Origin of the sequence: Sphingomonas arantia (assembly GCF_042682045.1) — a bacterium.
In the GTDB taxonomy this organism is placed as follows: domain Bacteria; phylum Pseudomonadota; class Alphaproteobacteria; order Sphingomonadales; family Sphingomonadaceae; genus Sphingomonas_R; species Sphingomonas_R arantia.
Genome location: NZ_JBHUGS010000002.1, coordinates 271,316 through 283,234, shown reverse-complemented (window position 1 = coordinate 283,234; position 11,919 = coordinate 271,316). Strand labels below are relative to the sequence as shown.

General features: G+C 66.6%; 10 protein-coding genes. 6 read left to right on the top strand and 4 right to left on the bottom strand.

Going from position 1 to position 11,919, the window contains the following annotated elements; genetic code table 11:
* Nucleotides 1–98: 98 nt before the first annotated feature.
* Nucleotides 99–1,778 carry an energy-dependent translational throttle protein EttA gene (ettA, locus tag ACFSGX_RS07075; protein WP_380928648.1) on the bottom strand — a complete coding sequence of 560 codons (1,680 nt, stop codon included), beginning with the start codon at nucleotides 1,776–1,778 and terminating at the stop codon, nucleotides 99–101.
* A 102-nt stretch (nucleotides 1,779–1,880) separates the two neighbouring features.
* On the opposite strand from ettA, the gene ACFSGX_RS07070 reads away from it, so the two are divergent.
* A complete protein-coding gene (locus ACFSGX_RS07070) occupies nucleotides 1,881–3,269 on the top strand; it encodes a M20/M25/M40 family metallo-hydrolase (RefSeq protein WP_380928646.1) in 1,389 nt (462 codons plus the stop codon).
* 95 nt (nucleotides 3,270–3,364) lie between these two features.
* Here ACFSGX_RS07070 and ACFSGX_RS07065 read toward each other — a convergent pair whose 3' ends face one another.
* Complete coding sequence (locus ACFSGX_RS07065) at nucleotides 3,365–4,645, bottom strand: glycoside hydrolase family 130 protein (RefSeq protein ID WP_465270299.1); 1,281 nt, start codon at nucleotides 4,643–4,645, stop codon at nucleotides 3,365–3,367.
* A gap of 41 nt (nucleotides 4,646–4,686) precedes the next feature.
* Nucleotides 4,687–6,975, bottom strand: a complete 2,289-nt coding sequence (locus ACFSGX_RS07060) for a glycosyltransferase family 4 protein (protein WP_380928643.1) — start codon at nucleotides 6,973–6,975, stop codon at nucleotides 4,687–4,689.
* Nucleotides 6,976–7,211: 236 nt separating this feature from the next.
* Between ACFSGX_RS07060 and ACFSGX_RS07055 the strand changes: the two genes are divergently transcribed.
* The 5 genes from ACFSGX_RS07055 (at nucleotide 7,212) to ACFSGX_RS07035 (ending at nucleotide 11,595) form a co-directional block, all read left to right on the top strand.
* Nucleotides 7,212–7,481 carry a hypothetical protein gene (locus tag ACFSGX_RS07055; protein WP_157177612.1) on the top strand — a complete coding sequence of 90 codons (270 nt, stop codon included), beginning with the start codon at nucleotides 7,212–7,214 and terminating at the stop codon, nucleotides 7,479–7,481.
* A 110-nt stretch (nucleotides 7,482–7,591) separates the two neighbouring features.
* Entirely contained in the window at nucleotides 7,592–9,115 is a 1,524-nt protein-coding gene (cysS, locus tag ACFSGX_RS07050) for a cysteine--tRNA ligase (RefSeq protein WP_380928641.1), read from the top strand.
* Between the two features lie 73 nt (nucleotides 9,116–9,188).
* On the top strand, nucleotides 9,189–10,562 hold the full coding sequence (locus tag ACFSGX_RS07045; protein WP_380928639.1) for a class II 3-deoxy-7-phosphoheptulonate synthase: 1,374 nt from the start codon (nucleotides 9,189–9,191) through the stop codon (nucleotides 10,560–10,562).
* A gap of 210 nt (nucleotides 10,563–10,772) precedes the next feature.
* Complete coding sequence (locus ACFSGX_RS07040) at nucleotides 10,773–11,189, top strand: hypothetical protein (protein ID WP_380928638.1); 417 nt, start codon at nucleotides 10,773–10,775, stop codon at nucleotides 11,187–11,189.
* A 22-nt stretch (nucleotides 11,190–11,211) separates the two neighbouring features.
* Entirely contained in the window at nucleotides 11,212–11,595 is a 384-nt protein-coding gene (locus tag ACFSGX_RS07035; RefSeq protein ID WP_380928636.1) for a lysozyme inhibitor LprI family protein, read from the top strand.
* A 44-nt stretch (nucleotides 11,596–11,639) separates the two neighbouring features.
* Here the strand turns inward: ACFSGX_RS07035 and ACFSGX_RS07030 are convergent, their stop codons facing one another.
* A complete protein-coding gene (locus tag ACFSGX_RS07030; RefSeq protein WP_380928634.1) occupies nucleotides 11,640–11,813 on the bottom strand; it encodes a helix-turn-helix transcriptional regulator in 174 nt (57 codons plus the stop codon).
* Nucleotides 11,814–11,919 lie beyond the last annotated feature (106 nt).

The window sequence follows — 11,919 nt, the reverse complement described above, 5'->3', positions numbered from 1 at the left end:
TGACATCGTCAAACCGGTGAGGTCGTAGGGGTGGTGCTGTTGCCCCCACCCCAACCCCTCCCCTGAAGGAGAGGGGTTCAGAAGAAGCCCCCCAACCCTCAGCGCGTAAGCTTCTTGTAAGCCAACCGCGTCGGCCGGTCCGCCGCGTCGCCCAGCCGGCGCTTCTTGTCCTCTTCATAGGACTCGAAATTCCCCTCGAACCATTCGACATGGCTGTCGCCCTCGAACGCCAGGATGTGCGTCGCCAGCCGATCGAGGAAGAAGCGGTCATGGCTGATCACCACCGCGCAACCCGCGAAGCTCTCGAGCGCCTCCTCCAGCGCACGCAGCGTCTCGACGTCGAGATCGTTGGTCGGCTCGTCGAGCAGCAGCACGTTGCCGCCCTCCTTCAGCATCTTGGCCATGTGGACGCGGTTGCGTTCACCGCCCGACAGCTGGCCGACCTTCTTCTGCTGGTCGGCACCCTTGAAGTTGAACGCACCGACATAGGCCCGCGTCGCGACATCGTGCTTGCCGAACGTGAACCGGTCGAGCCCGTCCGAAATCTCCTCCCAGACATTCTTGTTCGGGTTCAGGTGGTCGCGGCTCTGATCGACATAGCCGAGCTTCACCGTCGAGCCGATGTTGATCTCGCCACCGTCCGGCTTTTCCTGCCCCGTGATCAGCTTGAACAGCGTGGTCTTGCCCGCGCCGTTCGGCCCGATGATCCCCACGATCCCGCCCGGCGGCAGGTTGAAGTCGAGATTCTCAAACAGCAGCTTGTCGCCGAAGCTCTTGGTCAGCCCCTTCGCCTCGATCACGTTGCCGCCCAGCCGCTGCGGGATCTGGATCAGGATCTGTGCGGCACCCGGCCGGCGATCATTCTGCTTTTCGACCAGTTCGTCGAACGCGCGGATGCGGGCCTTGGACTTGGTTTGACGCGCCTTCGGGCTCTGCCGGATCCACTGCAGTTCCTGCTGGATCGCCTTCTGGCGGCCCTCCTCCTCGCGGTCCTCCTGCGCCATGCGGGTGGCCTTGTTCTCCAGCCACGCCGAGTAGTTGCCCTCGAACGGCAGGCCGCGGCCGCGATCGATTTCGAGCACCCAGCCGACGACATTGTCGAGGAAGTAGCGATCGTGGGTCACGAGGATCACGTTCCCCGCATATTCCTTCAGATGGTTCTCGAGCCAGCCGACGCTTTCCGCATCGAGATGGTTGGTCGGCTCGTCGAGCAGCAGGATTTCCGGCTTCCACAAGAGCAGCTTGCACAGCGCGACGCGGCGCCGCTCACCACCCGACAGCGTGGTGACGTCGGCATCGCCCGGCGGGCAACGCAGCGCCTCCATCGCGATCTCCAGCTGGTTGTCGAGCGTCCAGCCGTCGACCGCGTCGATCTTTTCCTGCAACTCGCCCATCTCGGCCAGCAGCGCGTCGAAATCGGCGTCCTCGGGCGGATCGCCCATCAGGTCGCTGATCGCGTTGAACCGGTCGACCAGGTCGGCCGTCGCGCGCACGCCGTCCATAACGTTGCCGCGGACGTCCTTGTCGGGGTCCAGCTGCGGCTCCTGGCTCAGATAACCGACCCGGAAATTCTCTGCGGCCCACGCCTCGCCGACATAGTCCTTGTCGTACCCGGCCATGATCTTCATCAGCGTGGACTTACCCGCACCGTTGACGCCGATGATCGCGATCTTCGTGCCCGGCAGGAATTGCAGGTGGATGTTGTTCAGCACGGGCTTCGCCGCGCCGGGGAAGGTCTTGGTCAGACCCTTCATCACATAGCTGTATTGAACGGCCATCTGGCGCGGTCTCCGATATCGTAAGGCTGTCGAATTTCGTCCGCGATGTAAGGGGTCGCGGCACCGTTGGCAAACGAGGACATGGGCGATAGGCAGGCTGCCATGAAGACCATCCCCCTCGCGCTGCTGTGCGCCGCCGCCCTTCCCGCCGCCGTGCTCGCGCAGGGACCGTCTACGCCGGACCGCGTGGCGGCACTCCGCGACGCCGCGCTGACCGACGACATCGCCTACGACATCACCGAAGGACTGACGACCGAGGTCGGGCAGCGGCTGGCCGGCACTGATGCGGAGGCCCGCGCCCGCGCCTGGAGCGTCGCCAAGCTGAAATCGCTCGGCTTCCGCAACGTCCATATCGAGACCTACGACATGCCCGTCTGGGTCCGCGGCGAGGAACGCGGCGCGATCCTGAGCCCCTTCCCGCAGAACCTGTCGCTCACCGCACTCGGCAACAGCGGTGCGACCCCGGCGTCGGGGCTGGAGGCGGAGGTCGTCGCCTTCCCCTCGATTGCCGCTTTGAAGGCGGCACCCCCCGCGTCGGTCCGTGGCCGGATCGTCTACCTGACGCACAGCATGATGCCGACGCAGGACGGGTCGAGCTACGGCGCGTCCGGGATCGTCCGCCGCCAGGGTCCGACCGTCGCATCGCAGATGGGCGCCGCCGCGATCGTCATCCGCTCGATCGGCACCGACCATCACCGCACCCCCCATACCGGCGTGCAGGTCTTCGCCGACGGCGCGACACCGATCCCGGCCGCCGCGCTCAGCATCCCCGACGCCGACCAGCTCGACCGCATCCTGAAGCGCGGCAAGCCAGTGAAGATGCGCCTGCTGCTGACCCCGCGGCAGATCGGCACGCGCCAGTCCGGCAATGTGGTGGGGGAGGTTCCGGGGCGTGACCCCAAAGCGGGCGTGATCGTCGTCGGCGGCCATCTCGACAGCTGGGATCTCGGCACCGGGACGATCGACGACGCGACCGGCCTTGCGATCACCACCGCGGCGGCCAAGCGCGTCATGGACGCCGGCCGCCCGCTCCGCACGATCCGCGTCGTCTGGTTCGGCGCGGAGGAGGTCGGCGCGTTCGGCGGCATCGCCTATGCCAAGGCCCACCCGAACGAGAAGCATGCGCTGATGGCCGAATCCGACTCCGGCGCCGACCGCGTCTGGAAATTCGACACGAAGGTTACTCCTGCCGCTATGTCCGTCATGGACCGCATCGCCGCCGCGCTCGCCCCGCTCGGCATCGCGCGCGGCAACAACAGCGCGTCCGGCGGCTCCGACATCACCCCGCTGGCTGCCACCGGCATCCCGATCGTCAGCCTGCGGCAGGACGTCACGCGCTATTTCGACATCCACCACACCCCCGACGACACGCTCGACAAGGTCGACCCGGCCCAGCTCCGCCAGAACGTCGCCGCCTGGACGACGCTGCTCGCGGTCGTCGCCAACGACCCGACCGAACTCGGCCCGGTGGAGAAGGGCGACGGGGAGTAGGCAATATCATTCCCCGGCGAAGGCCGGGGCCTAGGTGAAAACCCGTCACCAAGGCCCCGGCCTCCGCCGGCGAACATACTGAGCTGAGAAGCCCCTCAGTCCGCCTTCATGCCCGCCAGCAGGTGCGGGATTGAAACCCACGCGAACGCCACCGAACTGTCCGCCACGCCGTAGGGCACGAACAGCATGTCGTCCTGCTTCAACGCGCCGCAGGTGTAGACCACGTTGGGCACATAGCCCTCGCGATCCTCATTCGGCGTCAGGATCGGCTGCGACGTCCGCCCCAGCACCTTTGACGGGTCCTCCTTATCGAGCAGCACCGCGCCGATCGAATATTTCCGCATCGCGCCGACGCCGTGGGTCAGCAGCAGCCAGCCCTCGTCCAGCTCGATCGGTGATCCGCAATTGCCGATCTGCACCATCTCCCACGGATAATGCGGCGTCAGGAGCAGCTCGCCCTCACCCCAGAAATCGATGGTCTTGGACCGCAGCAGGTAGAGGTTCTCGCCGTCCTGCCGGCCGATCATCATATATTCGTCGCCGATCTTGCGCGGGAACAGCGCCATCCCCTTGTTGCGCGCCGCCGGCCCACTCATCGGCTGGAAGATGAAGCTGCGGAAATTGCTGGTGCGCAACAGTTCGGACCGGATCGTCGACCCGGAATAGGCGGTGTACGTCCCGAGCCATTCGACCGAACCGTCGTCGTGCGTGAACTCGACGAGCCGCAGGTCTTCCAACCCGTTGCGCTGCGCCTCGGTCACCGGGAACAGCACCGTACCCGACAGCGAACTGTCGGGATGGCGGTGCACCTCCACCGCGCCGCGATCGAGCTCGCGCGCCATGTCGGCGGCGGTCGCGAACGGCGGCTCGGCCATCAGCTCGAAATTCGCGCCGGGCCCGAGAATCCCCTCGCGGAACGCGACGGAGGAGATGTGCCCCTCCCCCACTGCGCGCAGCGACATCGCGATCCGGATCGCACCACCGCTCAGCCCGGTCTGGTCGGGATGCGGAATGATGCTGGGGTTCATCAACGCGGCGGCGGCATAGCTGTATTCGTGACAGAAATAGGCGCCGATCAGCTGCCGCTTGGCATGCGGGATGGTCGACCCGTCCAGCTCCAGCGCCCGCTCGATCGCCGCGTAGCGCAGGTCGAATACGTTGCGCGTCTGCCAGTGCCTCGCCTCGAAATCGCGCAGCACCAAGTCTAGCTCCGCCTCGGTCTGCTCCGGGTTCAGCGCCATCACCGCATCGACGATCCGCCGCACCCGCCCGGGCCGCCCGGGTACCTTCCCCGCCTCGATCGGAATATGAAACGGCCGCACGACGACGCGGGCGGGGTCGGCCGCCAGCTTCAACAGGGCGTGTATGACATCGATCACTAGCGTCCGTACCCTTTCGCGGCGCGGACGCCGGCGCGCTAGGAAACCTGGCTCGACCGATCGTCCGCGGATTGGGCCGGTTCCAGCGCCAACGACGCCATGGCGCAGCAAGCGAACTGGAAAGCCAGCACCGATTCGGCTCCCTGATTAAGGTTGACCCGGTCGCTCATCAATCCGTCAAAGCAGCCACCGTCGATAATCGACGCGAGCGGAATGCCGACATCGTTGGCACCGAGATACCAGCGATAGGCCCGTACCGCGGCATCGCGCCACGTCTCGGCACCCGTCATGCGGTAGGCGGTCAGCGTCGCATCGATTGAGGCCCACGCCTCGAGCGGCTGCTGGTCGAACCGCAACGGCCCGACATATTCACGGCCGAAGCTCTCCGTCCCGACCGCACGGTAATAACCCTGCGGCCCGGTGTGGACCGTCTCCAGCCACTCCAGCGCAGCAAGCCCATCCGCCATCCAGGCCGAATTGCCCGTCCGCGCGGCGGCCCGGATCAACGCTTCCGGCAGACGTGCATTGTCGTACCCCAGCACGGATTCGAACCAGATCCAGTCCTCACGTCGGGCATCGGCCAACCGGCGCGACAGCTTCTCGCCGAAATATTTGACCAGCCGCTGGGCCACCGCATGGCTCGGATGTACTTCCAGCACAGCGTCGGCGCCAAGTAGCGCGAACGCCCAGGTCCGCGGGCTGCCCAACTCATGCGCATAGGGCGCCACCTGATCGAACAGGTGCAGCGCCCAACGCCGCAGGTCGGCCTTGCGCGCCCGCGCCGCGGTGTCACCGATCGACCAGAGCGACCGCCCGAAGCTGTCCTCCGACCCCACGCTCTCCATCCAGCTACGGTCGAAGCCCATGAAGTTGCGGAACCGCCCGGTCTCGCCGTTCCAGGCATGCTGGACGAACGAGGCATAGACCGTCGCAAGCTGGTCCGCCCGTGCGGATGCGTCACCGTCGATCCGGTGCATCAGCATCAGCGCGCGGCAATTGTCGTCCACGCAATAGCCATGGTCGCGGTCCGGCACGGAGAAGATCGAATGCTGGATCATCCCGCACCCGTCGGTGATCCGCTCCACCCCGGTGAGGTCCGGCACCACGATCGGCAGCTCGGCGACCGGCCGCTGCACCATCCGCACCGGCTGGCGGCGGACGGCGGCGCGCATGATCGCCATGTAACGGTGCGCCGCGGTCTCCCACGTCATGCCGCGGCCGATCGCATAGGCGCGCTCGGCAATTGCACGCATCCTCTCAGGATCCGCGAACAACCCGTTGATCTCACGCGCAAACGCGTCGCTGTCGCCGAACGCGGCGAGGATGCCCGTCCCGTTCGACAGCAGTTCGCTCGCATGCCAGTACGGCGTCGACACCACCGGCTTTCCCAGGCTGACCGCATAGGCCAGCGTGCCCGACGTGATCTGCGCCTCGTTGAGATAAGGCGTCACGTAGATATCCGCCGCCTCGACATAATCGAGCAGCAGTTCCTGCTCCAGGAACCCGTCGACGAAGCGGATATTGTCGAGCACGCCCAGCTCGTCCGCCAGCGCGCGCAGGCCGTCGCGATACGCCTCGCCTTCGCGCGCCACCAGATGCGGGTGCGTCGCCCCCAGGATCACGTACAGCGCGGTCGGGTTCGCCGCCACGATCGCCGGCAGCGCGCGCAGCATCGTCTCGATCCCCTTGTTGGGGGACAGCAGGCCGAACGTCATCAGTACCTTGCGGCCGTCGAACCCGAACCGCGTCTTCTTGACCGCGCCCTGATCGAACGGCCGATCCGGCACGCCGTGCGCGACGACTTCGATCGAATCACGCGACAGGCCGTGGACGTGCTGCAAGATGTCGCGGCCCTTCTCGGCCATGACGATCAGCTTGGACGCACGCCGCGCCAGTGCCTCGATCACCGCGCGCTGTTCGGGATTCGGCGTTTCCAGCACCGTGTGCAGCACGACGATCACCGGCACCGTCACGCGGTCGAGCAACGTCAGCAGGTTGGCCCCGGCCGGCCCGCCGAAGATGCCATATTCATGCTGCACCATCACGACCTGCGCACCGCTCTCGTCGATCAGGCGGGCCGCCGCGCGATAGTCGGCGATATCGTCCTGCCCGATCTCCGCGACCACGGATCCGGCATAGTCGTGCGCCGCGCCCACATCGTTCATCGCATAGACGTCGATCGCCAGGTCCGGGAACGCGGCGCGCAACGCGACTGCCGTGTCGCGCGTGAACGTGGCGATGCCACACAGCCGCGGCGGATGATTGCCCACGATCGCGATCCGTTCGATGCGGTTTTCGATCTTCGGATCGGTCGGGGTGGATGCCATGGATGTCTACCTTGGGAATGATGGGTTAGCGGCAGCGGGCGTAACCCGGCGCTGTTGATGAACAAACGTTCGCGGCACACGTAGGTTGCGCCTGCATGAACCACATCAGTTAAATGCGACGAACCGCACACCGTTCACGCTATTTCTACGTTGACGGAAGAGATGACGCCGCTACAGACGAACAGGGGGCGGCATTCGGGCCGGCCCTTCCGTTTGCCTTTCTTGGAGCAGCACATATGAAGAAGCTCAGCTTCGTCGTCGCCGCCGGCCTGATGTCTCTGGCCGCCTGCACGAACAATACCCCGGCCGAAAACGCCGCCGAGAACGTCGCCGAGTCCATGGACAACGCCGCCGACAACCTCGAAGACGCCGCCGACAACGCGACGAACGAGTCGACCGAAGCCGCTCTCGAGAACGCTGCTGACAACATGTCCGCAGCTGCCGACAACGTCGAAGACGCTGTCGACAACGGCGCCGTTGCTGCGAACGCCGCAAACGCGATGTGATCGTGGCTGCCCCGGTCTTCGGACCGGAGCAGACGGTTTGAAGGCGGGCGGCCCCAGGGCCCCCGCCTTTTTCTTTGCCCGCGGCACACCGCCACGCCTATGGACTGTCGATGACGTCTCCTGCCCCGCTGATCCTGTTCAACAGCATGACGCGCGCCACTGCGCCGTTCGTGCCGATCGATCACGACCTCGTCCGGATCTACAGCTGCGGGCCGACCGTCTATAATTTCGCGCATCTCGGCAATCTGCGCGCCTATGTCTTCACCGATACGCTCCGCCGCACGCTCAACTGGAAGGGCTATGCGGTCAACCACGTCATCAACATCACCGACGTCGGCCACCTGACGTCGGATGCCGATGCCGGCGACGACAAGATGGAGGCCGCCGCGACCGCAACCGGGCGCAGCATCCACGACATCGCCGCTTTCTACACCGCCGCGTTCAAGTCCGATCTCGCCGCGCTCGGCGTGCGTGCGCCGACGCTGTGGAGCGTCGCGACGGAGCATGTTCAGGACATGATCGCCTTCGCCCGCACGATCGAGGGCCACGGCGCGGCCTACCAACTCGACACCGGTCTCTATTTCGACACGTCGCGCGTCCCCGACTACGGCCTGCTCGCCGGCGCGCGGCCGGACGACGTCGTCGCGCGGATCGATGCGGTCGCCGGCAAGCGCAACGCGGCCGACTTCGCGCTGTGGCGCACGTCCGCGCCCGGGGCCGACCGTCAGATGGAATGGATCTCCCCCTGGGGCCCCGGCGCGCCCGGCTGGCACCTCGAATGCTCGGTCATGAGCCTCAAGTATCTCGGGCGGCAGTTCGACATTCACACCGGCGGCATCGACCACCGCGAAATCCACCATGTGAACGAGATCGCGCAGAACCAGGCGTTCACCTGCACGTCAGCCACCGGCGCGAACGTGTGGATGCACAACAACTTCCTCGTCGATCGCGGCGCCAAGATGTCGAAGTCGAAGGGCGGTTTCGCGACCCTTGCCTCGCTCGTCGACCGTGGCGTATCGCCGCTCGCCTACCGCATGATGTGCCTGTCGTCGCACTACCGCTCCGAACTGGACTTCTCCGCCGACGGCCTCGGCGCTGCGCTGACCCGGCTCAAGCGGCTCGTCTCCGCGGTCGTCGCCCTCCGCGCCAAGGCGACCGACACCGGCTGGATCCGCGTCCTGGCGGAGGCGACCGACGCGCGCGGTGCGGCCACGACCTACCAGCGCGATGTGATCGAGCAGCCGCTCGGCACGAAGGCATGTGACTATCTCGCCAGATTCGACGCCGCCATCGCCGCCGACCTGATGACTCCGCAGGCGCTCCCCGTGCTGGAAGACGCGATCGCCGACAAGTCCATCCCAGCCGACGAACGGCTCCGCCTCGTCGCCAGCATGGACCTCGTCCTCGGGCTTGGCCTCGTCACGCTGGACCGTCGCGCACTGTCACTCCGCCCCGCCGCCGCCGCGCTCCAGGACGACGACGTCGCCACCCTCCTCGCCGACCGCGCCGCAGCCCGCGCCGCGCGCGACTTTGCGACCTCGGACGCGCTCCGCGACCAACTGGCGGCCGGCGGTGTCGAGGTTATGGACGGCGACCCGTTCGGCTGGGAATGGCGCCCGCTGCTCGGCGACTGACGGGCTGCCGTCGACGAAGGTTGCGTTTCGGTCATGTCCGACGCAAGGAAATTGCGAACACTGGGAAACGTAAATGGCACACAACTGGACTCCCGACAGCTGGAAGCAGGCCGAAGCGCGCCAGCTGCCGACCTATTCCGACCCCGTCGCACTCGCCGCGGCCGAAGCCGAACTCGGGCACTACCCCCCGCTGGTCTTCGCCGGCGAAGCGCGCGATCTGACGTCCTCGCTGGCCGAAGTCGCGGCGGGCAAGGCGTTCCTGCTCCAGGGCGGCGACTGCGCGGAAAGTTTCGCGGAATTCCACCCCAACTATATCCGCGATACGTTTCGCGTCATCCTGCAGATGGCCGTCGTGCTGACCTATGCGTCGAAGCTGCCGATCGTGAAGCTCGGCCGCATGGCGGGCCAGTTCGCCAAGCCGCGCTCGACCGACATGGAGGAGATCGGCGGCGTCTCGCTGCCCAGCTACCGCGGCGACATCATCAACGACATCGGGTTCGAGGCGACCGCACGCGAGCCCGATCCTCAGCGCATGATCCGCGCCTACAGCCAGTCGGCCGCGACGCTCAACCTGCTCCGCGCATTCGCCCAGGGTGGCTATGCCAACCTGCATCAGGTCCATGCCTGGACGCTCGATTTCATGGGCCGCAGCCCGTGGGCCGCGCAGTATCAGGACGTCGCCAACCGGATCGGCGAGGCGCTCGACTTCATGGCCGCCTGCGGGATCAACCCGGAAACCGTGCCGCAGCTGAAGGGCACGCAGTTCTTCACCAGCCACGAGGCGCTGCTGCTCCCCTACGAACAGGCGCTCACCCGGCAGGACAGCCTGACCGGCGACTATTACGGCCTGTCCGCGCACTTCCTCTGGATCGGCGATCGCACGCGGTTCGAAGGCTCCTCGCATGTCGAATTCCTCCGCGGCATCCACAACCCGATCGGCATCAAGTGCGGGCCCAGCCTCGATCCCGACGCGCTGCTCCGCATGCTCGACACGCTCGATCCGGCGCGCATCCCCGGCCGCATCACGCTCATCACGCGCTACGGCCATGACAAGATCGAAAAGCACCTCCCCGCGCTCGTCCGCGCGATCCAGCGTGAGGGTCGCCCGGTCGTCTGGTCGTGCGACCCGATGCACGGCAACGTCGTGAAGGCCGCCAGCGGCTACAAGACGCGCCCGTTCGACCGAATCCTGGCGGAGGTCCGCGGCTTCTTCGCGGTCCACCGTGCGGAGGGGACGCATGGCGGCGGCATCCATGCCGAAATGACCGGCCAGAACGTCACCGAATGCACCGGCGGCGCGATCGACGTCACCGAACAGAGCCTGGGCGATCGCTACCACACCCACTGCGATCCGCGCTTGAACGCGGGCCAGTCGATCGAACTCGCCTTCCTGCTCGCCGAAATGCTCAACGAGGAAATGCGCCTGCGCGAACGCGCCGCCGCCTGACGAACACGGGCCGGTCGTCGCCCGTGTAGCGGCGACGGCCGGTCGCGTTCGACCGAATCACGGCCTCAGTCCGTCGCCACGGGCGAATAACGCCCACGCTCTCCGACGACTCATCCGGTAAAATCCGCCGCCCCGGCGGCTTCCCGGTTCGACGGTTGCAATGAACAGCAAACCTGTGCTCCGCTGAAGCATAATCCGTCGGGGGAAATCATGTCCAAGTCGTCCTTGCTCGTTGCGTTCGCCGTTCTCGCATCGTGGAGCGCCACCGCATCGGCCGCCTCCGCCAACCAGTTCGACCTCGTCTGCAAGGGCAAGGAGCAAAAGCGCACCGGCGTCCCGGCCACCGCCTGGACCGAGCGTTTCCGCATCGATCTCGACGCCAAGCGCTGGTGCCGCGGCGCGTGCAAGACGGCCGCGCAGACCGGTCAGGTTACCGCCGACGACATCGTCCTGCCCGACAGCCGCGCGACGATCGGCGGCCCCGCCGATGCGGAAGTCTCGCTATCGCGCACCAAGGGCACCGTCCGCGAATATATCATGATGGGCTGGTCCGGTTCGGCCGCCACGCTGGCGGAAGGCACCTGCACGCGAGAATTCTTCACGGGCTTTCCCGGCCAGAAGTTCTGACGCTGCGCAGTAAGGGCAAGCCATGATCTCCCTGTTGATCTCGCTCGCCGCGGCGACCGCCGGCTGCGGCGACAAGCCGAACCAGACCGCCATGACCATGTGTCAGCAAGCCGTCGCGGCGCAGGCCGACGCGGACATGGATCGCACCTGGAAACAGGTCTACGCGACGATGCAGCAGGCCGACCGGGATCGGGCGGACGAAGCGAAGCCGACCGAACCGGGTTTCGCCGCGGCCTTGCTCGCGTCGCAACGTGCCTGGCTCGCCTTCCGCGATGCCGAATGCCGCATTGAAAGCTATGAATGGCGCGGCGGCACGATGCAGCCGTTCACCGCTGGCCAGTGCCTCGCTGCCGTCACCCGGCAACGCACCGCGCAACTCCGCGCCATGCTCGGCTGGACACGATAGTTGGCGGGCGCTCGAACGCCGCCAGCCTAAGGCTGAAACACATCCTAGATCCGCAGGCCGAACAACACCGCAGCGATCGTGAAGGCGGGCGGCAGGCTCGGGCCGTACCGCCCGTTTTCGATCGCGTTCGCGGTCTGGCGCGACACGGCCAGCACCTCGGCCAGATTGCCCTGGCTCCACGCGCGGGCAAGCCGCAATGCCTTGATCCGGTGCGTCACCGGTAGCGGCCTGCGCCACGACCATGCCGAGCCCCCACAATTCCCCATGATTGGCCACACAGAGCCACGCCCGTGAGCAGGACAGCGTAGAGCAGCACCGCCGCGC

Excerpts from the sequence above, each read along its gene's own strand:
- ettA (WP_380928648.1), bottom strand. The coding sequence starts at position 1,778 with ATGGCCGTTCAATACAGCTATGTGATGAAGGGTCTGACCAAGACCTTC.
- ACFSGX_RS07070 (WP_380928646.1), top strand. The coding sequence starts at position 1,881 with ATGAAGACCATCCCCCTCGCGCTGCTGTGCGCCGCCGCCCTTCCCGCC.
- ACFSGX_RS07060 (WP_380928643.1), bottom strand. The coding sequence starts at position 6,975 with ATGGCATCCACCCCGACCGATCCGAAGATCGAAAACCGCATCGAACGG.
- ACFSGX_RS07055 (WP_157177612.1), top strand. The coding sequence starts at position 7,212 with ATGAAGAAGCTCAGCTTCGTCGTCGCCGCCGGCCTGATGTCTCTGGCC.
- cysS (WP_380928641.1), top strand. The coding sequence starts at position 7,592 with ATGACGTCTCCTGCCCCGCTGATCCTGTTCAACAGCATGACGCGCGCC.
- ACFSGX_RS07045 (WP_380928639.1), top strand. The coding sequence starts at position 9,189 with ATGGCACACAACTGGACTCCCGACAGCTGGAAGCAGGCCGAAGCGCGC.
- ACFSGX_RS07040 (WP_380928638.1), top strand. The coding sequence starts at position 10,773 with ATGTCCAAGTCGTCCTTGCTCGTTGCGTTCGCCGTTCTCGCATCGTGG.
- ACFSGX_RS07035 (WP_380928636.1), top strand. The coding sequence starts at position 11,212 with ATGATCTCCCTGTTGATCTCGCTCGCCGCGGCGACCGCCGGCTGCGGC.